We start from the raw sequence: 20,905 nt of genomic DNA, 5'->3' as shown, positions 1-20,905 counted from the left end.
CGATGCTCGCCCATCAGCCGCCACAGATCGCCCACGCCAATGGCATCGACATCTGCTACGAGATCTTCGGCGATCCGGCCGCGGAACCCCTGTTCTTGATCATGGGCCTCGGCGCCCAGATGATCCATTGGGATGACGATTTCTGCCGCCAGCTCGCCGCGCGCGGCTTTCGCGTCATCCGCTTCGACAACCGCGACATCGGCAAATCCTCGCATTTTACTGGCGGCAAGCGGCTGACGCCGTTCGAACTCCTGAAGCAGCGCTTCCTGAAGATCCCGGTGGCCTCGACCTACAGACTGATCGACATGGCCAAGGACACGGTCGGCCTGATGGACGCGCTCGGCATCCAGTCGGCGCACCTCGTCGGCGCCTCGATGGGCGGCATGATCGCGCAGGAGGTCGCGCTGTCGTTTCCGCAGCGGGCGCGTTCGCTGACCTCGATCATGTCCACCACGGGCAACCCCAAGATTCCGCCGCCGACGCGCGAGGCTGCCGCCGTGCTGATGGCGCCGCCGCCGGCATCGAAAGAGGAATATTTCGCGCGCTTCGCCAAGACCTGGAAAGTGCTGCGCGTCGGCTCCTTCCCTGAAGACGAGGCGCTCGATCCGGCGCGCGCCGCCCGCACCTATGAGCGCGGCCTCAACCCGGCCGGCGTCGGCCGGCAGTTGCGGGCGGTGCTCGCCTCCGGCAGCCGCAAGGAGCGCCTCGCCCAGGTGAAGACGCCGACGCTGGTCATCCATGGCACCGTCGATCCGCTGGTGCGGCCCGAAGGCGGCAAGGACACGGCGGCATCGATCCCCGGGGCAAAGCTCCTGATGATCGAAGGCATGGGGCACGCGCTGCCGATCCCGATGTGGCCGCAGATCATCGACGCGATCGCCGAGCACGCGCACGGTGCGGCAGCGAAGGCGGCGTAAGCCACTACGGCCGTAGAGTGGGCAAAGGCGCACTTGCGCCGTGCCCACCATGCATCCGAACAATCAGTGGAAGTGGTGGGCACGCGGAGCCTGTCATCGGGCGCGCATTCGCGCGACCCGTTGGCTTTGCCCACCCTACCTTTCTAACTTTTCGTCGCGATCCAGATGATGTGACGCACGCCGCGGCCTTTGCCGGTGGCGCGGATGTTGACTTCGTTGACGTCGAAGCGTGCGCTGCGTAAGCGCTTTGCGAATGCCGCGTTAGGCCCCGAAGACCACACCGCCAGCACGCCGCCCGGCCGCAGCGCCGCGCGCGTTGCGTTCAGCCCGGTTGAATCGTAGAGCGCATCATTGGCTTTGCGGGTCAGCCCTTCGGGGCCGTTGTCGACATCGAGCAAAATGGCGTCGAACGCGCCGCGATGCGATCGGATGATCTCGGCGACATCGCCCTCCCGAATGTTCACGCGGGGATCGGCGAGGCTGTCGCCGAAAATGTCCAGCATCGGACCTCGGGCCCACGCAACGACCGCCGGAACAAGCTCGGCCTGCACGATCTGCGCCTTGGCTCCGAACACGGCAAGCGCGGCACGCAGCGTAAAGCCCATGCCCAATCCGCCGATGAGCACCCGCGGACTGGCGACTTTCTCGATCTTCTTCGCCGCGAGCGTGGCGAGCGCCTCCTCCGAGCCCGACAGGCGGCTGTTCATCAGTTCGTTGGAGCCGAGCTTGATGGAAAACTCCTTGCCGCGGCGCATCAGGCGGAGTTCGTCGTCGGTGCCGGGAATGCGGGCGGTGTCGATTTTTTCCCAGGGAATCATGCGGGGCTTTTAGCATGAGCAGAGCCGTAGGGTGGGCAAAGGCGCGCAAGCGCCGTGCCCACCATTCTGTCGTCTGGTGCAAGTGATGGTGGGCACGCTTCGCTTTGCCCACCCTACGATTCATCCGCCCGCCCACACGTCCAGCACGTAGCGGTTCTTCGTGCCGAGATCGTCGATCCAGCGCAAGCCGGCCTCGGCATCCGCGCCGGACTTTTCGCGATAGATATCAACCAGCGCGGCCTTGACGTCAGGCTCCATCTTGCCGCCATCGCCGCAGACATAGACGATCGCGCCCTGCTCGATCAGGTTCCAGACGCGGTCCTTCTGCGCGGCTATCTGATGCTGAACATAGGTCTTCGGTCCGTCGGCGCGCGAGAAGGCGGTGTGCAGCTCGGTGGTGCCGTCGGCGGCGAACGTCTTCAAATCATCCGCATAGAGGAAATCCTGTTCGGGATGGCGGCAGCCGAAGAACAGCATCGCCGGGCCCAGCTTGGCGCCCTGCGCCTTGCGATGCGCGCGCTCCTGCAGGAAGCCGCGGAACGGCGCCAGCCCCGTGCCGGGGCCGATCATGATCACAGGCACCGAAGGATCATCGGGCAGACGGAAGCCGGCCTTGGTCTCGCGCACGGTGGCATGAACGGTATCGCCGACGCGGCGGCCGGAGAGATAGTTCGAGCAGACGCCCTTGTAGACGCCGCGCCCCGAACTCGCCGGCGCTTCCACCACGGCGACGGTGACGCTGCAGCGCGCAGGATCGAGCGAAGGCGACGATGAGATCGAGTAATAACGCGGCGCCAGCAGCGACAGCATTTCGAGATAGCCGTGGAACGGCAGTTCGCAGGCCGGATGTTCCTCCAGGAGGTCGAACACCGATTTGCGCTTGGCGAGGACATCAGCGCGGTAACGCTCGGTGGACGCCTCGTCGTCGCCGACATAGGCCAGCAGCTTCGGCTTGGTGACGGGGCAGCGCGTGTGCTCCGACATGATCTGGATCTGCTTGCGGGTCGCGATCTGCTGCAGCTCCACGAATTCGGTGAGCAGCCGCCCCACCGAAACGGCATCGCCGACCGGCAATTGCGCGCGGCGGCCCTCGGCGACATGAAGCCTGACCTGATCGGCCGGCAGGAAGCCGAAACGGCGCGCCACCGAATCCACCAGCGCCGGATCGTTGCGCGGCACCACGCTGAGATGGTCGCCGACGCGGTAGGTGACGCCGGGCGGCAATTCCACCTCGATATGCCGGGTCGAGCGGTCGGAAGGATTGGCGCCGGCCTTGTTCTGCAGCTCGGAATTGACCAGCACCTTCATCGGCGCGATGCCGCCCTGGGTGACGATGGTGTTGACGGCGGACGGCGCCACCGGCTCGATCGCGTAGAGCGGCGCGTCGTCAGCGCTGCGGGCGAAACTGGAATCGACACCCAGCTCCTTCATCGCCGCAGGCGCTGCCGCTGCGAACCATTTTTCGAACTGGCCGTCGAGATCGCTGCGGGCATCGCCCTCCCCGCGGCCATAGAGGCTGCGCGCGCCATGCGCTGCCAACTGCTCGTCGATGATGCGCGGCACGGATTGATAGGTCGCGGCCCAGTCGCTGTTGCCGCAGCCGAACACGGCATAGCGCACCTTGGCGAACGCATCCTTCGGCAGGCCGCTGTCCAGCCATTTGACGAACTGCGTGGCGTTATCGGGGGCTGCGCCGTTGTAGGAAGCGCAGAAGACCATCAGCGCGCCCTCTTCCGGCAGCTTGCCAATGTAATCGTCGAGCGCGCCGAGCCGGGTCGAGAAACCGTTGACCTCGGCGAGGTCGGCCACCCGTGTTGCCAGTTCTTCCGCCGTGCCGAGGTTGGAGCCGTAAAGCACGAGCAGCGGCGTGTTGTGCCCGGGGCGGGTTCGCGCCTTCGGCGCCGCCGTACTCGAGGCGGTCGCCGCAACGACAGCCCGGCCGGCGAAGGCGCCGCGATCCTTGTCGGCGCGCGGACGCACCTTGATCTTGAAACCATCCGGCTTGACGGTGAGCGTCTCCTTCAGGTGCATCTGGTAGCGGTGGTGGTCGATCAGCTTGAAGCGTTGCAGGATCATGCCGATCGCCAGCGCCGCCTCATGCATCGCAAAGCCGCGGCCGATACACGCGCGCTGGCCGTTGCCGAACGGTTTCCAGGCGTTGATGGGGCGCTTGGCTTCGGCCTCGCGGCTGAAATTCTCGGGATCAAACACGTCCGGGTTCGGACCCCAGACGCTGGGGTCGCGGTGCAGCGCCATTACCAAGACCGTAATGAACGTGTTCTTCTTCAGCTTGTATTTGCCGCCGCCGATGGTCTCGTCGTTCAGCGGCGTGATGCCGTAGGCCGGTGCCGGCGGCCACATCCGCAGCGCTTCCTTCAACACCTGCGTGATGTAGGTGAGCTGGGTGACCTGCTGATAGGTCGGCTTCGCGTTGATATCGGGCCCGAGCACCCGGTCGACTTCCTCATAGGCCTTCTTGAGGATTTCCGGATGCTTGAGCAGCGCATAGATCGTGCATGACAACAGGCCGCTGGTCGTCTCGTGGCCCGCGATCAGAAACGTGTTGATCTGGTAGCGGATGTTGACGTCGTCGAGCTGCTCGCCGGTTGAGCGGTCGACGCCGGTCATCATGGCGCCGAGCATGTCTTTCTTGCCTTCGGCCGCTTCCGCATTGCCACGGCGCTCGGCGATGATCTCGTCGACCATCTTGTTCATGAAGTGGACATCCTGGGCCAGCGTCTTGCGTCGCTTCTGCATCCAGAGATTTTCCAGCGGCAGGCCGCGGGTCATCATGATGGTCTCGAGCGAGCGCACCAGCGATTCCACGAACGGGTGATAGTCGCGGCGGTAGAACGAGTTGAAGCGATAGTCGAAGCCGCAGAGACCAATGGTGTCGAGCGTCAGCGCCGTCATGTCCTGCACGACGTCGATTTCGTCGTCGGGATTGAGCCGCTCCCATTTCTTGACGAGCTGCTCGGCGATATCGACCATGCTCGGGTGATAGGACTGCATCGCACGATTGCCGAACGGCTGCAGCAGGATGTTGTGTGCCTTGCTCCAGTTCGGCTCGGTGGTATCGGCGGTGAACAGCCCGTCGCCGCCGACGGCGCGGACCCGGCGCAGCGAGCCGCGCACGGTCTTGTCGAAGCGCTTCTCGTCGGAAAGTTCGTCGACCAGATCATGGCCGGAGGCGATGACGATCGGTGCGCCCATCATGTCGAGCCAGAAGATCGGCCCGAGCTCCTTGGAAAGCTTGACCAGGTGCTGCACCGGCGCGTTGGGATCCAGCGACAGCATGTTGCCGACGACGGGTTTTTTGGGCGGATGCGGGATCGGGTTCAGTTTATTGCCGGACGCCATTGTCGAAGTTCTCCTGCCTGCCTCAACCGTCATTGCGAGGAGCGCAGCGACGAAGCAATCCATTCTTTCTTTTCGCCGAGCGATGGATTGCTTCGCTTCGCTCGCAATGACGTCTTGGTATGCGGGACCTAACCAAATCTTTTCTTACGCCACTCGATCAGCTTGCTGCTGACCTCGTCCGGCTTTTCCTGCTGCGTCCAATGGCCGCTGTCGCGCACGAGATACTTCTCGAGATCGGGCACCAGCTTTTCCATGCCCTCGGTCGCCGAGGGCGGCAGCACCCCGTCATTCTCGGCCATGATCATCAGCGAGGGCACGCGCACCGTATGGTCGAGCCCTTCCGAGCGCTGCCAGTTGCGCGAAAAATTGCGATACCAGTTGATGCCGCCGGTGAAGCCGGTTCTGGTGAAGGTGTCGACGAACACTTTTTTCTCTTCCGCCGACAGGATCGGCGTGCGCGGATCGTGCTTGGCATCGTAATTCGCGATCATCTGCGGAAACGCCAGATTGAGCCGCGCCGATGCACCGACGCCGGCAATCGGCTGCTCCTCCGGCGTACCGGGGGGCCGCGCCACCGGCTTGCGCATGAACGCGTCAAAGGTCTGCTCGACCCGGCTGCCGAAGATCCTGTCCGGCTCGCGGGCGGGATCCTGAAACTGCACGATATACATGCTGTCGCCGAAACGCTTTCGAAACAGCTCGATCGGATCGGCCGGCGCGCGATCCCAGTGCGGGGTATTGACGCCGACCACGCCGGCAACGCGATCGAGATGGCGCAGCGGCATCTGCCAGACGATGAAGCCGCCCCAGTCGTGGCCGACGAAGATCGCCTTGTCGATCTTGAGATGGTCGAGCAGACCGACGAGGTCGCCGGTCAGGTGCTCCATATCGTAGTCTTCGACCGGCTCGGGACGGTCGGTCGCGCCATAACCACGCTGGTCCGGCGCGATCACCCGGATGCCGGCCTCGCTCAGCGCCTTGATCTGGTGACGCCAGGAGAAAGCGATTTCCGGCCAGCCGTGGCAGAGGACGACCGGCGGCTTGTCGGATGCGGGCCCTGCCTCGTAGAAGCCCATGCGAATGCCGTTCACCTCGGCGAACTGCAGCGGCGGCATTTCAATCATGACGACGTCCTATTCAGCCGCGCTGGTCATGTTCGGCGGCGGTGCGTATGCCGCCTCCAGCGCTTCAAATTCGGCCGGAAGCATGTCGCAGAGGATCTGGACGTGCGGAATGATGTTGGCGCCGGCGATGAAGCCGAAATCGAGTTGGTCGCGGTAGCTCTGCACGGTGATGTTGAGCGCGATGCCATGCGTCGAGATCGACACCGGGAAGATGTGCAGGAGTTCGGCGCCGGCGGCATACAGCGTCTGCCGCGGCCCCGGCACGTTGGATACGGTGATGTTGGCGGCCGGCGGCAGCACGTCGGACAGGTTGGAGCGGCTGTAGAGCAGCGCCAGTATCTGGGTCACGATCGGCGCGCCCAGCATCGAGAGGTTGGAGACCTGCGGCATCAGCGCCCGCAGCGGATGCGACATCTCCTTCGACTTGGTGGACTGCGCGATGATGGTTTCCAACCGTCCCTTCGGATCCTCGATATTGGTAGCGATCGAGCAGATCATGCCGAACACCTGGTTGTTGGCGTCGGCATTGCCCTCCTCGCGCAGCGAGATCGGCACCGCCGCCGTCAGCGATTTGTTCGGCAGCCCGCCCTGGCTGAGCAGGTAGCGCCGCACCACGCCCGAAGACAGCGCCAGCACGACGTCGTTGAGCTTGCCGCCGGACGCCTTCGCCAGCGCCTTGGCGCGCGACAGCGAGATCGAGACGCCGGCGAAACTGCGCTCCGACGAGATCGTCTTGTTGAGAATGGTCGGCGGCGAGGCCATGCTGGCCAGGCTGTCGCGCGATTTGGGATCGGCAACCTTGCCGACGACGTCGGAGAGGCTCTTCAGCACCGTCGGCACGCTGCTGGCGAACTTCACTGCGGATTCGATCTGGAACATGGCGTTGTCGAACAGGATCGAGCCGAGATCGCTCTTTCCGGTGCGCGGCAGCTCGAGAGTCTTTGGCGCCGCCTTGACGTCGAACGGCTGCGTCCAGAGCTGCTGGTAGGAATCGATCAGGTTGGCGGCGATGTCGCGCGGCTCTTGCGCCACCTTGCGCGCGGTCGGCGGTTCGACTTCACGCGGCACCGGCGTGATGTCGTAGATCATGCTGGTGAGGGCGGCGCCGGCGCCGCCATCGATGCAGGCATGGTGCATCTTGGAATAAAGCCCGATCTCGTTGTCCTTCATGCCTTCGAAGACGTAGAACTCCCAGAGCGGACGGGCGCGGTTGAGCAGTTTTGCATGCATCCAGCCGACGATGCGTTCCAGCGTCGCGCGATCGCGCGGCGCCGGCAGGCTGGCGCGAAAGATGTGGCGGTCGATGTCGAACTGGTCGTCTTCGACCCAGGAGGGATGATCGATGTCGAGCGGCGCCTTCTCCAGGCGCGCTTTCAGGATCGGCGCAATGTGCAATCGCGAGGCGATCATCGCCTTGAACTCTTCGAAGAAGTCGCCCTTGTAGCCGTCGGGCAGGCGGAAGATCGCCATGCTGCCGACATGCATCGGCATTTCCGGCGTTTCCAGATACAGAAACGACGCGTCCAGCGAAGACAGCTTCTTGGCGTCCGCCATGTTTTTCCTCCCGCAGTAGATAACGCGGCGCCTTGGCGGCGCTTCTGGCGTCAGGAATGTCTTTATTATTGGAGCATATCCGAAAACCGCTAGCTATCCCGCATCAATTGCAGGGCGGGATGTTTCGGGATCATGCCCTTTGGCTCAGGGCGTTTACTTACGATTGTGCATTTTCAGGGGGGCCGTAGGCAATGGCAAATGGTCCTGATCTGTCAAAATGCTTAAATTCGCCCTCGGCCTGCGCGAGGCGGTCGGCCACCGCCCATAAGGCCGCGGGATTGACGCCGAGCCCGATATGGCTGGCGAAGTATACCTCGATGTTTTCGGCTGTTACGGAGGGACGCAACAGGCTGGTGTGCCAGTTCACGATGCCGTCGGTCTTCGAATAGATCGAGGTCGCCGGTACCGGCAGGTCACCGGCGATCGCCTGGCGGATTTCCGGATTGTCGTCGACCGTCTCCCCCGACAGCGCCTCATACAGACGCGTGGCGTTGGTTGCCCGGATGTCGTTGGCAAACGGGCTGCCGAGCGTGATCACGGAGTGCACCATGTCCGGCATCTGCAGCGCAAGATCGCGCGCATAGACGCCGCCGAGACTCCAGCCGACCAGACTGACCTTGCGCCCGGTCTGGTCATGAATGCGCTGCAGGAGCTCGCGCAACGCACCGCGCTTGGAAGCGACGCCGCCGAAGTTGCGGCCCATGTTCCACGCATAGGCATCATAGCCGAGTTCTTTTAGGTAGCGCCGCATCGGCGCCATCGAAAGATCGCTGGCCAGAAAGCCCGGCAGCGTCAGCACCGGATGTCCGTCGCCCCGCGGCGCTCGCATCAACAGCGGCGACAGCAACAGGCTCGAGTTCAGTTCGAACAGCGCCCTCGTCTCGGCCAGCATCAGAAACAGGCTGGGTGGCCGAAGCCTTTGCTCCTCCGTCGCAGCCGCGCTCTCCGCGACCGTCACTTACTTGTCCTTCTTGGTCATGCCGCCAAGACCGGCCATGGTCACGAACATATCCTGGAATCGCTCGGCGATCTTGGGATCGAACGTGAACCAACTCTGGATCAGCGACTCCGGTGAGACCTTTTCGATGTTGGCCATCACCTGCTGCTGCATCTTGTCCATCACGGCGGTCTGCATCGGCGAGACGTCGGGCAATCCGAAGAACTGCCGGGCCTCCAGCGGCGTGCAATCGATTTCGACGTTAACTTTCATGACCGCTCCTCTTGCTGGCTTCTTGCAGTATCGCCACGATGACCCTGATGACGCAAGGAAAAGACCCGGGCGCCCGGCCCCTCCATTCCCGATATGGTCAACCAAACCGTTCGATGGCAAACGGCCTGACATCGGCAAACGGGGTCTCGCCGGTCATCATTTCGGCCAGCAGGCGGCCGGTCGCGGGGCCGAGCGTCAGGCCATGGTGCTGGTGGCCGAAATCGAACCACAGCCCGTCATGGCGGGGGGCCTTGCCGATCACCGGCAGCATATCGGGCAGACAAGGGCGCGCGCCCATCCAGGGCTTGGCGTCGACCGGCTCACCCAGCGGGAACAATCTGTGCGCCCGCGGCAGCGCCCGCTCGACCTGGACCGGCGTCGGCGGTCGATCGCGGTGGGCAAACTCGGCACCCGTGGTCAGGCGAATGCCGCGATTCATCGGCGCCAGCAGATAGCCGAGATCGGTATCCAGCACGGGGTGATGCAAAACCGCGTTGCCGCGCGGCTTGAGATGAAGGTGATAACCGCGCTTGACCTGCAGCGGGATCGAGTAGCCGAGCGGCCGGAGGATCTGGTCCGACCACGGCCCCATCGCCACCACGACCTCGCGCGCCGTAATGGAGCCTTCCAGCGTCGCCACCCGCCACCTTCCGCCCGATGGTTCGAGGGTTCGGGCGTCGCCGACCAGATATCGCCCGCCCTTGCGGCCGAACAGTGCGGCATAGGCCTTGGCCAGCCCGCCGGGATCGGGCACGAATCCCGGCGTGGGAAAATGGATGGCGCCTGAGAAGTCACCGGTCAGATGCGGCTCGCGCGCGATAATCGCAGGCCCGTCCAGCACCTCGCCGGTGACGCCATGCTGTCCGGCGCGCTTGAGATCCTGCACAGCACCCGCAAACGTCACCTCGGAACGAAACAGCTTGATCCAGCCGGTTCGCCGCAACAGTTCCGGCACATTGGCTTCCGTAATCAGCGCCTCATGCTCGATCAGGCTGCGCTGGATCAGCGGCAATTCTGCCATCGCACTGTGCAGTGCACGCTTGGGCGACGAAGCGAGGAAATATCGCGTCAGCCACGGCAGGAAGGCCGGCAAATCCCTGAAATGGTAGCTCACCTGCGGCGCGCGAAGGAATGCGTAGCGCAGGATCTGGCCCACGTCCCGCGGAAACATATAAGGAAAAACCGAGGCGCACTCGATCAAACCGCCATTGCCGTAACTGGTCTCCTCGCCGGAGGTGTCGTGCCGGTCGATCAGAACCACGTTCCGGCCGCGCTTCTGCAGGTGCAAAGCGGCGCTGACGCCGACCATGCCCGCACCCAGGACGAGAACGTCGGCCTTCAGTTCCGCCATCTGCACTCCGAAAGTTCAATGTAACGTGCTTACACGCACGTCTTAAGGTGAAACTAGTCAATGCCGCACCGCCGCGCAAATCGGCACGCAGTGCGGGGAAATCGTGCTTTGCGCGGTGGCTGGACTTTGGCAACATGGGTCGGCAATATCCGCCGCTAATTGCGGAAATTGCTGATCAATGCGGGGGAATCGAACAATGTCGGTACGTCAGACTTTGCTTGCAGCGGCCACGGCTTCAGTCCTTGCCCTGGCGATGGCGCCTGCATCGGCCCAGACCCTGCGCTATGCCAACCAGGGCGACCTCAAGTCGCTCGACCCCTACACGCTGAACGAGAGCACCACCCACGCCCATCTCGGGCACGTCTTTGAAGGCCTCGTCGCTCGCGACAGAGACCTGAAGATCATTCCGGCGCTGGCGGAAAAATGGGAAACGCCGGAGCCGACCCGCTGGCGGTTCCACTTGCGCAAGGGCGTGAAATTCCACAATGGCGACCCCTTCACCGCCGACGACGTGGTTTTCTCGGCGGATCGCGTTCGCAAGAAGGGCTCGAACCTGCAGACTCGCATTCCGGCCGACGCCAAGGTCGTCAAGGTCGATGACTACACGGTGGATTTCATCCTGACCTCGCCCAATCCCATTCTCAATTCGCAATGGGATACCTGGTACATCATGGACAAGAAGTGGGCGGAGGCGAACAACGCCGTCGAGCCCACGCCGGCCGCGGCCACGACACCGAGCTTCGCCTCGCTCAATGCCAACGGCACCGGCCCCTTCACGGTCGAAAGCCATCAGCCGGGCGTCAAGACCGTGTACAAGGCCAATCCGAACTGGTGGCGCAAGCCGGAGCATAACCTCAAGGAAATCGTCTTCACCCCGATCGGCTCGGACGCCACGCGCGTAGCCGCACTGCTGTCGGGCGAAGTCGACGTCATCGAGCCGGTTCCGATCCAGGATATCACGCGGGTCGATTCCAGCCCCAATGCCCAGGTGCTGAAGGGGCCGGAACTTCGCACGATCTTCCTCGGCATGGATCAGACGCGCGACGAACTGCTCTACTCCAACGTCAAGGGCAAGAACCCGTTCAAGGACGTCAAGGTGCGCGAGGCCTTCTTCAAGGCCGTCGACATCGAACTGATCAAGACCCGCGTCATGCGCGGCCTGTCGACGCCGTCGGCGCTGATGATCGCACCGCAACTGTTCAAGCTGTCCGGCGACTTCACGCGCCCGAAATTCGATCCTGACGGCGCCAAGAAGCTCCTGACCGAAGCCGGCTACCCCGACGGTTTCGAAGTCACGATGGACTGCCCGAACGACCGCTATGTCAACGACGCCGCGATCTGTCAGGCGGTTGTCGGCATGCTGGCCCGCATCGGCGTCAAGGTGACGCTGCTGGCCCAGCCCAAGGCGCAGTATTTCGCCAAGGTGCTGAAGCCCGGCGGTTACCAGACCTCGTTCTATCTGCTCGGCTGGACGCCCGGCACGCTCGACTCCCACAACGTCCTGTTCGACATCATGGGGTGCCGCGACGATCCGAAATCGGCCCGCGGCGAGGCCAATCTCGGCGGCTACTGCAACAAGAAGCTCGACGAGCTTACCGACAAGGTGCTGCAGGAATCCGACATGAACAAGCGCGACCTCCTGATCAAGGACGCCTACACGATCGGCGCCAAGGACTTCGGATACATCCCGCTGCATCAGCAGGCGCTGGCGTGGGGCGTGTCGAAAAAGGTCAAGCTGAGCCAGCGCGCCGACAACCAGGTCCTGCTCTACTGGGCAACCAAACAGGACTAGTTGGGCTTCAACACAGGTCCCGGTGGCTTATGGCTTCCGGGACCTTTCTTTATCAAGGCGACAGCGACGTCCGCCGCATCTAAAGAGCAGTGAAAGGAATTCATGCTCGCTTTCACTCTTCGCCGCGCTATCCAGGCCATCGGCGTCATGATCGCGGTCGGCGTCATCGCGTTCTCGATGTTCCGTTTCGCCGGCGACCCCGTCAACCAGATCGTCTCGCTGGATACGCCGGCCGCCGAACGCGAGGCGGTGCGCAAGTCGCTCGGGCTCGACGACCCCGTGCCGGTGCAGTTCGCGCGCTACTTCGGCAATGCCGTGCAGTTCAAGTTCGGGGTCTCCTATCAATTTCGCCAACCGGTTTCGAACCTGCTGATGGAGCGGATGCCGGCAACGCTGGAACTTGCCGCCTGCGCCACCGTTCTCGCCATGGTGTTCGGCATCCTGATGGGCGTCTATTCCGCGCTGCGGCGCGATACGATTCTCACGAAGTTTTTCCAGGCGGTGTCATTGATCGGAATCTCGCTGCCGACCTTCCTGATCGGCATTCTCTTGATCTATCTGTTCTCGGTGACGCTGGGCTGGCTGCCTTCATTCGGCCGCGGCGATGTGGTGCGGATCGGCTGGTGGACCACCGGCCTGCTCACGCTGTCCGGACTGAAGGCGCTGATCATGCCCTCGATCACGCTGGGTCTGTTTCAGATGACCCTGATCATGCGGCTGGTGCGCGCCGAAATGCTTGAAGTTCTCCGTACCGATTATATCCGCTTCGCCCGCGCCCGCGGCCTGACGACCCGCGCGATTCATTTCGGCCACGCCCTGAAAAACACGCTGGTTCCGGTCATCACCGTTGCGGGGCTGCAGTTTGGCTCGGTTATTGCATTTGCCATCATCACCGAAACCGTCTTCCAGTGGCCGGGTATGGGATTGCTGTTCGTGCAGGCCGTGCAAAATGTCGATATCCCGATCATGGCGGCCTACCTGCTGATGGTGTCGCTGATCTTCGTCACCATCAATCTGGTGGTCGACATCCTCTACACCATCGTCGATCCGCGCCTGCGTTCGACCATCAGCCGTCCGGCATAAGCGAGCGATCCGATGTCCGACGCCGTCGTCCCACACCGAGTCGAGCCGAACGCAGCAGCGGCGCGTTCCGGGACGAACTGGCTGAAGCGCGCGCTGGACAGCGACATCTTTTATTCGTTCCGCCGTTCCCGCATGACGATGGTCGCGGCCGCCATCACCGTCCTGTTCTTCCTGCTGGCGATCTTTGCTTCGCAATTATCGGTGCAGAACCCGTTCGATCCGGCGCAACTGCAATTGATGAACTCCCGGATCTCGCCACTGTGGACCGCCGACGGCCAGAGCCCGTTCCTGCTCGGCACCGACGAACAGGGCCGCGACGTATTTTCGGCCATTCTCTACGGCTTGCGGATCTCGCTCGTGGTCGGCGTGCTCGGCGTCATCCTGGCCGGCACGCTCGGCATCACCCTTGGCCTCATCGCGGGCTATGTCGGCGGCGCGGTCGACGGGTTGATCATGCGCATCGCCGACGTGCAGCTCACCTTCCCCGCCATCCTGATTGCGCTGCTCGTCAACGGCGTTGCCAAATCCGTGCTCGGCAACCGGCTGGATGCCATGAGTACGCTGGGCGTGCTGGTGGTGGCGATCGGCCTGAGTTTCTGGGTGCAATATGCCCGCACCGTGCGCGGCTCGGTCATGGTCGAGAAGAGCAAGGACTATGTCGCGGCGGCGCAGCTGATCGGCCTGCCCGCGCCCAAGATCATGCTGCGGCACGTGCTGCCGAACACGATGGGACCGATCCTCGTGATCGCGACCATCAATCTGGCGCTTGCCATCATCACCGAGGCGACGCTGTCGTTCCTGGGCGCCGGCATGCCCGACACCATGCCCTCGCTCGGCACGCTGATTCGGATCGGCAACAATTACCTGTTCGCCGGCGAATGGTGGATCGTCGCCTTCCCCGGCATTGCGCTGGCGGGGCTGATACTCTCCATCAACCTGCTGGGCGACTGGCTGCGCGACGCGCTCAATCCAAAACTCCGATGACCGTTCCTGTCCTCTCCGTGCGTAACCTCGAGGTGGAATTCCTCACCCGCCGCAGCACGCTGCGCGCGATCAACGGCGTCTCCTTCGATATCGCCAAGGGCGAAGTGCTCGGTGTGGTCGGCGAGTCCGGAGCCGGCAAATCGGTCACGGGACTAGCCGTGATCGGACTGATCGATCCGCCGGGCCGCATCGCCGGCGGTGAGATCTATCTGTCGGGAACGCGGATCGACCACCTGCCGACCGAAGAAATCCGCCGCATCCGGGGAAAACGGATCGGGATGATCTTTCAGGATCCGCTGACCAGCCTCAATCCGCTGTACCGGGTCGGCGACCAGATCGTTGAGACGATCAGGACCCACATGAACCTTACGGAGACCGCGGCGCGCAAGCGCGCGATCGATCTTTTGGCCGAGGTCGGAATTCCCGCACCGGAAAAGCGCATCGACGCCTATCCGCACGAATTCTCCGGCGGCATGCGCCAGCGCGTCGTAATTGCGCTTGCAATCTGCGCTGAACCGGAACTGATCATTGCCGACGAGCCGACCACTGCGCTCGACGTCTCCGTGCAGGCGCAGATCATCTCGCTGATCAAGCGCCTCGGGCGCGATCACGGCACGGCCGTGATGCTGGTGACCCACGACATGGGCGTGATCGCCGAAACCTCGGACCGCGTCGCGGTGATGTATTCGGGCCGGATCGCCGAGATCGGCCCGGTGCAGGATGTGGTGCAGAACCCGCTGCATCCCTACGCCAAGGGCCTGATGGGCGCGATCCCGACGCTCGCCGGCGAAGAGAAGCGGCTGGTGCAAATTCCCGGCTCGATGCCGCGGCTGTCGGCGATCCCGCCGGGCTGCTCGTTCAATCCGCGCTGCGCCTTTGCGTTCGATCGCTGCCGCGTCGAGCGGCCGGAGCCGCTCAAGCAGGGCTCGCATGCCGTGGCCTGCCATCTCTACGATCCGGCGCCCAACGAAGCCGCGAAGGAGACCGCGGCATGACGGTCTCCTATGTCGATGTGAGAAGTCTGCGCCGCGTGTTCGACGTCTCCAAGCCGTGGCTCAACCGCGTGCTGGAAGGCGGCCATCTGGAATTTCTGAAAGCCGTCGACGGCGTGACCTTCGACATCAGGAAGGGCGAAACATTCGCGCTCGTCGGCGAGTCCGGTTCGGGCAAGACCACCGTGGCGCGGATGGTGGTGGGATTGCTGCCGCCGAGCTCGGGCGAAGTCGTCATCGACGGCGTCTCGATGACAAATCCGAGGCAGGCCCAGGCGCGGCAGCGGCTGCGCCGCCGCATCCAGATGATTTTTCAGGATCCTTATGCGAGCCTCAATCCGCGCTTTCGGGTCGACGCCATCGTCTCCGAGCCGATCCGCGCCTTCGACCTGATCCAGGGCGAGCGCGACATTCGTTCGCGCGTCGGCGAATTATTGAATCTGGTCGGCCTGCATCCGGACGACGGATTGAAATATCCCCACGAGTTCTCCGGCGGCCAGCGCCAGCGCATCGCGATTGCGCGCGCGCTGGCGTCGGATGCCGAGTTCATCGTCTGCGACGAGCCGACCTCGGCGCTCGACGTCTCCGTGCAGGCACAGATCCTCAATCTGATGCGCGACCTGCAGGACAAGTTCGGCCTGACCTATCTTCTCATCAGCCACAATCTCGCCGTGGTCCGCCACATGGCGACCCGCATCGGCGTGATGTATCTCGGCCGTATCGTTGAAATCGCCGAGGGCCGCGAATTGTTCGCCAATCCGCGAATGCCCTACACCAAGATGCTGCTCGGCGCCGTCCCTGATCTCGCGATGTCCGGCCGCCAGCGGATTCCGGTGAAGGGCGAAATCCCCAATCCGATCGACCCGCCGCCGGGATGCGCCTTCAACCCGCGCTGCCCGTTGGCGTTCGATCTCTGCCGGAAGGAAGCGCCCGCCCTGATCAACGGCGTCGCCTGCCACGCCGTCAACCATCCGGTTGAGACTGCCACGGCGGTATGATCACGAGTATGGGTGCAATGCGTGGCATCCCAGCGGTTGGCATCCAGCCTCGCCTGTGGTCAAGTGTTTCAGCATCAAGATACCAGCACCGCATTGGACGCCCATGAGCAACATCAACCCCGATCCGTTCACGACCCGCCCGGAAATCGAAGGCACCTTTGGCGTGGTCACCTCCACCCACTGGATCGCGACCGCCGTCGGCATGAGCGTCCTGGAGAAGGGTGGCAACGCGTTCGATGCCGGGGTCGCCACCGCTTTTACGCTGCAGGTCGTGGAGCCGCATCTGAACGGTCCCGGCGGCGACGTCCCGATCATCGTGCACGACGTCAAGCGCGGCCGTACCGAAGTGATCTGCGGCCAGGGCCCTGCGCCTGCCAAAGCCACCATCGCGCATTACAAGAGCGAAGGGCTGGAGATGGTGCCCGGCACCGGCCTTCTGGCGGCCTGCGTGCCCGGCACGTTCGAATCCTGGATGCTGCTCTTGCGCGATTACGGCACGATGCGGCTGCGCGACGTGCTGGAGCCCGCGATCGCCTATGCCGGCAACGGCTATCCGCTGGTCGAGCGCGCATCGGCAACCATTCAAGTCGTCGAGAACTTGTTCCGCAAACACTGGACGACGTCAGCAGCGGTCTACCTGCCGAACAATGAAGTTCCGAGGCCCGGCACGCTGTTCACCAACACGAAACTCTCGGAAACCTATGCCCGCATCCTGAAAGAAGCCGAGAGCGCGGGCGGCGACCGTGTCGCGCAGATCGAGCGCGCGCGGAAATCCTGGTCGCAGGGTTTTGTCGCGGAAGCGATCGACAAATTCTGCCGCACGCAGGAAGTGATGGACGTCTCCGGCTCGCCGCATCGTGGCGTGCTAAGCGCCGACGACATGGCGCGCTGGCAGCCGACCGTCGAAGCGCCGCTCACTTATGACTACGGCCGCTACACCGTCTGCAAGCCCGGCGTCTGGAGCCAGGGTCCGGTGATGCTGCAACAGCTCGCGCTGTTGAAGGGCTTTGAGCTCGACGGGCTCGATCCCGCCGGCCCGGAATTCATTCATCTGCAGATCGAATGCGCCAAACTCGCCTTCGCCGACCGCGAGAAGTTTTATGGCGATCCCAAATTCACCGACATCCCGATCACGACGCTGCTGTCGGACGCCTACAATGACGAGCGTCGCAAGCTGATTTCGAAAGACAAGGCCTCGCTCGATTTCATCCCCGGCTCGGTCGAGGGCTTTGGCTCGGTTGTCAAGCTGCGCCGGGCGGAGGGTCATCGCGAGGCGGTCGGCGCCATGGGCGCGGGCGAGCCGACCGTCGGCCGCTTCGGCGAGGTGCGCGGCGACACCGTGCATTTCGACATCATCGACCAGGCCGGCAACATGGTCTCGGCAACGCCGTCTGGCGGCTGGCTGCAATCTTCGCCGGTCATTCCCGAACTCGGCTTCTGCCTCGGCAGCCGCGCGCAGATGTTCTGGCTGGAGGAAGACCACCCGGCGGCGCTGGCGCCCGGCAAACGCCCGCGCACGACGCTCTCGCCGACCATGTGCTATCGCGACGGCGAGCCCTACATGGCCTGGGGATCGCCCGGCGGCGACCAGCAGGACCAATGGACCACGCAATTCTTCCTGCGCCACGTCCATGCCAAACTGAACCTGCAGGAAGCGATCGATGCGCCGGCCTGGCATTCCGAACATTTCCCGATCTCGTTCTGGCCGCGCACCGCGCGCCCCGGCGTGCTCGTGCTCGAAAGCCGCGTGCCGAAGGCGACGGTCGATACGCTGAAGAGCCGCGGCCATGTCGTCGAGATCGGTCCCGAATGGTCGGAAGGCCGCCTCACCGCAGCTTCGAGGGTCGGCCGCCGCCGCCGCGCCGCCGCCAATCCCCGGGGCATGCAGGGCTACGCGGCTGGACGATAACTAGAGAAGAGACAAGATGACCTGGTCGATCATCGCCCGCGATCCCCTTACCGGCCAGATCGGCATCGCGGTAGCGACCCGGTTTTTCGCGGTCGGCGCGCGCGTGCCGCATATCGCCCCCGGCATCGGCGGCATCGCAACGCAAGCGCTGGTCAATCCCTATTACGGCATCGACGGCGTCAAGCTGCTCCGCGAAGGGCGCAGCCCGCGCGAGGTGATCGATGCGCTGATTGCGGGGGATGACGGCCGCGAAGCCCGCCAGCTCCATGTCATGGATATCAAGGGCCGCATCGCCGCGCATACCGGCCGCGAATGCATCGACTGGTGCGGACATATCCAGGGCGACGGCTTTTCCCTCGCCGGCAATATGCTGGCCGGCGCCGCCGTGCTCGACGACACCGCGAAAGCCTATGCCGCCAACGCCACACTTCCCTTTGCGCAACGGCTGATCGTCGCGATGAAGGCGGGCGAAGCCGCCGGCGGCGACAAGCGCGGCAAGCAATCGGCGGCACTATTGATCCATAGCGAGGAGGAATGGTCCGATCTCGACCTGCGCGTCGACGACCACACCGATCCGCTGGCCGAACTCGAACGTCTCGAACAGGTCAGCCGCGAGCGCTGGGTGCATTTCCGCCCCTTCCTGCCGACGCGGAAGAACCCGGCCGGGATCACCGACCGTGCGGTCATTGACGCCAGCGTTCAAGCCGCGACCACGGGCAAGGCATGACCGCGGGTCCGCTGATCGAGATCGAGAAACTGCGCGTCGTCTTCCATGGCGATGACGGCCGCACCACCCACGCAGTGGACAGTGTCGATCTCAGCGTCGCCAATGGCGCGACGCTCGGCCTCGTCGGCGAATCCGGTTGCGGCAAGAGCGTGACCTCGCTTGCCATCATGGGGCTGTTGTCAAAGCGCTCCGCCGAGGTCTCGGGCTCGATCCGCTTCGACGGTTTTGACCTGCTCGACGTTCCCGACGACACGCTGCGCGATCTGCGCGGCAACCGGCTGGCGATGATCTTCCAGGAGCCGATGACCTCGCTCAATCCGAGTTTTACGATCGGCGACCAGATCATAGAGACCATCCTGCGCCATCGCGGCGGGTCGCGACGGCAGGCGCGTGAGCGCGCCATCGAGCTGTTGCGGCGCGTGCACATCCCCTCGCCCGAGAAACGTATCGACGAATATCCGCACAAGCTCTCCGGCGGCATGCGCCAGCGCGTGATGATCGCGATGGCGCTGGCCTGCGACCCCCGCCTTCTGATCGCGGACGAACCGACCACCGCTCTCGACGTCACCCTGCAGGCGCAGATCCTCGATCTGATGCGCGAGCTGAAGGCCGCCAGCGGCGCCGCGATCATCCTGATCACCCACGATCTCGGCGTGGTCGCGGAGGTCTGCGACGAGGTGGCGGTGATGTATGCCGGCGAGATCGTCGAGCGTGCGCCGGTCGACGAGCTCTTTGCCAATCCGCAGCATCCCTACACGGTCGGCCTGCTCGGCTCGATCCCACGGCTCGATCGCCGCGCCTCGCATCTGGCGACGATCGAGGGCATGGTGCCGAACATGGCAAACCCGCCGCCCGGCTGCCGCTTCGCCGCGCGCTGTCCGTTTGTCGTCGAGCCCTGCACCGCCGCGCCGCCACCGCTCGCGATAGTCAATCCCGGCCACGCCTCGCGCTGCATCCGCGCGCCACTGGAGCGGCTGGTGTCATGACGGCCCTGCTCGAAGTCGAAGGCCTGGTGAAACATTTCGTCGCCGCGCGATCGGTGTTCGGCCGGCCCACCGCCCATGTGAAGGCGGTCGACGGCGTCAGTTTCACCGTCGAGGCCGGCAAGACGCTGGCGCTGGTCGGCGAGTCCGGGTGCGGCAAATCCACCGTGAGCCGGCTGGTGCTGCGGCTGATCGAACCGGATGCGGGCACCGTTCGCTTTGAAGGCCGCGACCTCGGCGCACTAAACGCCAATGAATTGCGTGCCTTCCGCCGCGATGCGCAGATTATCTTTCAAGATCCTTATGCATCGCTCAATCCGCGTATGACCGTCAGCCAGATCCTGAGCGAGCCACTGGCGCTGCATGATCTGGTGCCCGCCGCGCGGCGGCGCGAGCGAGTTGGCGAGTTGCTGCGGCTGGTCGGACTCGAGCCGCGCTTCGCCCGCCGCTATCCGCATGAATTTTCCGGCGGCCAGCGCCAGCGCATCGCGATTGCACGGGCGCTCGCCGTGGAGCCGAAACTGATCATCTGCGACGAGCCGGTATCGGCGCTTGACGTCTCGATCCGTTCGCAGATCCTCAATCTGCTGCGCGACCTGCAGGACCGGCTTGGCCTCGCCTACATCTTTGTCTCCCACGATCTTGCGGTGGTGAAGCACATCGCCGACCGCGTCGCCGTGATGAACCTCGGCGGCATCGTCGAGACCGCGCAGGCTGATGCGCTGTTCGCGGCGCCCCGGCACCCCTATAGCCGAGCGTTGCTGTCGGCGATCCCCGTACCCAAGCCGCAGGCCAAGCGCAGCCGCATCGTGCTGGAGGGCGAGATGCCGAGCGCGCTTCATCCGCCTTCCGGCTGCCGCTTCCATACCCGCTGCCCCTATGTCATCGCGCGCTGCCGGACCGAAGTTCCGCCGCTGCTCGCGGACGGCACGGGACACGCCACGGCATGCCATCGCACGGCCGAGCTGCCGGCATCCGAATCCATCGTTCCGGCCGATGGCGACTTTTCGCCGGTGCTGGAAAGATTGGTCGCCGCCTTCAGCGGCGGCACGGAAGGCGCAGGCCGCGCCGGGGTTGATCTATCAGGGACATAGCCAATTAGT

General features: G+C 64.1%; 17 protein-coding genes. 10 read left to right on the top strand and 7 right to left on the bottom strand.

Going from position 1 to position 20,905, the window contains the following annotated elements; translation table 11 throughout:
- The first annotated feature begins 2 nt into the window (after positions 1-2).
- Positions 3-917: an alpha/beta fold hydrolase gene (locus tag LMTR21_RS10545; RefSeq protein ID WP_065756562.1), complete on the top strand. Its 915-nt coding sequence runs from the start codon at positions 3-5 to the stop codon at positions 915-917.
- Positions 918-1,060: 143 nt separating this feature from the next.
- Here the strand turns inward: LMTR21_RS10545 and LMTR21_RS10540 are convergent, their stop codons facing one another.
- The 7 genes from LMTR21_RS10540 to LMTR21_RS10505 all read right to left on the bottom strand — a co-directional run bounded on the left by LMTR21_RS10540 (position 1,061) and on the right by LMTR21_RS10505 (position 10,334).
- The gene (locus LMTR21_RS10540) at positions 1,061-1,735 is read right to left on the bottom strand and encodes a spermidine synthase (protein ID WP_065756563.1); all 675 of its coding nucleotides are present in this window, start codon (positions 1,733-1,735) and stop codon (positions 1,061-1,063) included.
- A 120-nt stretch (positions 1,736-1,855) separates the two neighbouring features.
- Complete coding sequence (locus LMTR21_RS10530) at positions 1,856-5,095, bottom strand: bifunctional cytochrome P450/NADPH--P450 reductase (protein WP_065756564.1); 3,240 nt, start codon at positions 5,093-5,095, stop codon at positions 1,856-1,858.
- Between the two features lie 128 nt (positions 5,096-5,223).
- The gene (locus LMTR21_RS10525) at positions 5,224-6,219 is read right to left on the bottom strand and encodes an alpha/beta fold hydrolase (RefSeq protein ID WP_065756565.1); all 996 of its coding nucleotides are present in this window, start codon (positions 6,217-6,219) and stop codon (positions 5,224-5,226) included.
- 9 nt (positions 6,220-6,228) lie between these two features.
- Complete coding sequence (locus tag LMTR21_RS10520) at positions 6,229-7,773, bottom strand: WS/DGAT/MGAT family O-acyltransferase (protein ID WP_065756566.1); 1,545 nt, start codon at positions 7,771-7,773, stop codon at positions 6,229-6,231.
- Positions 7,774-7,930: 157 nt separating this feature from the next.
- Positions 7,931-8,665, bottom strand: coding sequence for an esterase/lipase family protein (locus tag LMTR21_RS10515; protein ID WP_246175693.1), 735 nt, complete (start codon positions 8,663-8,665; stop codon positions 7,931-7,933).
- Positions 8,666-8,731: 66 nt separating this feature from the next.
- Complete coding sequence (locus LMTR21_RS10510; RefSeq protein WP_057839511.1) at positions 8,732-8,983, bottom strand: DUF6489 family protein; 252 nt, start codon at positions 8,981-8,983, stop codon at positions 8,732-8,734.
- Between the two features lie 97 nt (positions 8,984-9,080).
- Positions 9,081-10,334 carry an NAD(P)/FAD-dependent oxidoreductase gene (locus LMTR21_RS10505; protein WP_065756568.1) on the bottom strand — a complete coding sequence of 418 codons (1,254 nt, stop codon included), beginning with the start codon at positions 10,332-10,334 and terminating at the stop codon, positions 9,081-9,083.
- A gap of 196 nt (positions 10,335-10,530) precedes the next feature.
- Between LMTR21_RS10505 and LMTR21_RS10500 the strand changes: the two genes are divergently transcribed.
- The 9 genes from LMTR21_RS10500 to LMTR21_RS10460 all read left to right on the top strand — a co-directional run bounded on the left by LMTR21_RS10500 (position 10,531) and on the right by LMTR21_RS10460 (position 20,896).
- Positions 10,531-12,126: an ABC transporter substrate-binding protein gene (locus LMTR21_RS10500; RefSeq protein WP_065756569.1), complete on the top strand. Its 1,596-nt coding sequence runs from the start codon at positions 10,531-10,533 to the stop codon at positions 12,124-12,126.
- A 102-nt stretch (positions 12,127-12,228) separates the two neighbouring features.
- Positions 12,229-13,209 carry an ABC transporter permease gene (locus LMTR21_RS10495; protein ID WP_057854029.1) on the top strand — a complete coding sequence of 327 codons (981 nt, stop codon included), beginning with the start codon at positions 12,229-12,231 and terminating at the stop codon, positions 13,207-13,209.
- A gap of 12 nt (positions 13,210-13,221) precedes the next feature.
- Complete coding sequence (locus tag LMTR21_RS10490) at positions 13,222-14,193, top strand: ABC transporter permease (protein ID WP_065756570.1); 972 nt, start codon at positions 13,222-13,224, stop codon at positions 14,191-14,193.
- Positions 14,190-15,188: an ABC transporter ATP-binding protein gene (locus LMTR21_RS10485; RefSeq protein WP_057863415.1), complete on the top strand. Its 999-nt coding sequence runs from the start codon at positions 14,190-14,192 to the stop codon at positions 15,186-15,188. Before LMTR21_RS10490 ends, LMTR21_RS10485 begins: the two co-directional genes overlap by 4 nt.
- Positions 15,185-16,183 (top strand): ABC transporter ATP-binding protein, encoded by a 999-nt coding sequence (locus LMTR21_RS10480; RefSeq protein ID WP_065756571.1) that lies wholly within the window; start codon positions 15,185-15,187, stop codon positions 16,181-16,183. Before LMTR21_RS10485 ends, LMTR21_RS10480 begins: the two co-directional genes overlap by 4 nt.
- A 103-nt stretch (positions 16,184-16,286) precedes the next feature.
- Positions 16,287-18,092, top strand: coding sequence for a gamma-glutamyltransferase family protein (locus tag LMTR21_RS10475; protein WP_065756572.1), 1,806 nt, complete (start codon positions 16,287-16,289; stop codon positions 18,090-18,092).
- A gap of 16 nt (positions 18,093-18,108) precedes the next feature.
- Positions 18,109-18,819, top strand: coding sequence for a DUF1028 domain-containing protein (locus LMTR21_RS10470; protein WP_065756573.1), 711 nt, complete (start codon positions 18,109-18,111; stop codon positions 18,817-18,819).
- Entirely contained in the window at positions 18,816-19,805 is a 990-nt protein-coding gene (locus LMTR21_RS10465) for an ABC transporter ATP-binding protein (protein WP_065756574.1), read from the top strand. Before LMTR21_RS10470 ends, LMTR21_RS10465 begins: the two co-directional genes overlap by 4 nt.
- A complete protein-coding gene (locus LMTR21_RS10460; protein WP_148635951.1) occupies positions 19,802-20,896 on the top strand; it encodes an ABC transporter ATP-binding protein in 1,095 nt (364 codons plus the stop codon). The genes LMTR21_RS10465 and LMTR21_RS10460 overlap by 4 nt, the downstream gene beginning before the upstream one ends.
- Positions 20,897-20,905 lie beyond the last annotated feature (9 nt).

The sequence above is a fragment of the Bradyrhizobium paxllaeri genome (assembly GCF_001693515.2).
In the GTDB taxonomy this organism is placed as follows: Bacteria; Pseudomonadota; Alphaproteobacteria; order Rhizobiales; family Xanthobacteraceae; genus Bradyrhizobium; species Bradyrhizobium paxllaeri.
Note: the sequence above shows the minus strand (reverse complement) of the source record. Positions and strands in the feature narration are given on the sequence as shown.

Excerpts from the sequence above, each read along its gene's own strand:
- LMTR21_RS10545 (WP_065756562.1), top strand. The coding sequence starts at position 3 with ATGCTCGCCCATCAGCCGCCACAGATCGCCCACGCCAATGGCATCGAC.
- LMTR21_RS10540 (WP_065756563.1), bottom strand. The coding sequence starts at position 1,735 with ATGATTCCCTGGGAAAAAATCGACACCGCCCGCATTCCCGGCACCGAC.
- LMTR21_RS10530 (WP_065756564.1), bottom strand. The coding sequence starts at position 5,095 with ATGGCGTCCGGCAATAAACTGAACCCGATCCCGCATCCGCCCAAAAAA.
- LMTR21_RS10525 (WP_065756565.1), bottom strand. The coding sequence starts at position 6,219 with ATGATTGAAATGCCGCCGCTGCAGTTCGCCGAGGTGAACGGCATTCGC.
- LMTR21_RS10520 (WP_065756566.1), bottom strand. The coding sequence starts at position 7,773 with ATGGCGGACGCCAAGAAGCTGTCTTCGCTGGACGCGTCGTTTCTGTAT.
- LMTR21_RS10515 (WP_246175693.1), bottom strand. The coding sequence starts at position 8,665 with ATGCTGGCCGAGACGAGGGCGCTGTTCGAACTGAACTCGAGCCTGTTG.
- LMTR21_RS10510 (WP_057839511.1), bottom strand. The coding sequence starts at position 8,983 with ATGAAAGTTAACGTCGAAATCGATTGCACGCCGCTGGAGGCCCGGCAG.
- LMTR21_RS10505 (WP_065756568.1), bottom strand. The coding sequence starts at position 10,334 with ATGGCGGAACTGAAGGCCGACGTTCTCGTCCTGGGTGCGGGCATGGTC.
- LMTR21_RS10500 (WP_065756569.1), top strand. The coding sequence starts at position 10,531 with ATGTCGGTACGTCAGACTTTGCTTGCAGCGGCCACGGCTTCAGTCCTT.
- LMTR21_RS10495 (WP_057854029.1), top strand. The coding sequence starts at position 12,229 with ATGCTCGCTTTCACTCTTCGCCGCGCTATCCAGGCCATCGGCGTCATG.
- LMTR21_RS10490 (WP_065756570.1), top strand. The coding sequence starts at position 13,222 with ATGTCCGACGCCGTCGTCCCACACCGAGTCGAGCCGAACGCAGCAGCG.
- LMTR21_RS10485 (WP_057863415.1), top strand. The coding sequence starts at position 14,190 with ATGACCGTTCCTGTCCTCTCCGTGCGTAACCTCGAGGTGGAATTCCTC.
- LMTR21_RS10480 (WP_065756571.1), top strand. The coding sequence starts at position 15,185 with ATGACGGTCTCCTATGTCGATGTGAGAAGTCTGCGCCGCGTGTTCGAC.
- LMTR21_RS10475 (WP_065756572.1), top strand. The coding sequence starts at position 16,287 with ATGAGCAACATCAACCCCGATCCGTTCACGACCCGCCCGGAAATCGAA.
- LMTR21_RS10470 (WP_065756573.1), top strand. The coding sequence starts at position 18,109 with ATGACCTGGTCGATCATCGCCCGCGATCCCCTTACCGGCCAGATCGGC.
- LMTR21_RS10465 (WP_065756574.1), top strand. The coding sequence starts at position 18,816 with ATGACCGCGGGTCCGCTGATCGAGATCGAGAAACTGCGCGTCGTCTTC.
- LMTR21_RS10460 (WP_148635951.1), top strand. The coding sequence starts at position 19,802 with ATGACGGCCCTGCTCGAAGTCGAAGGCCTGGTGAAACATTTCGTCGCC.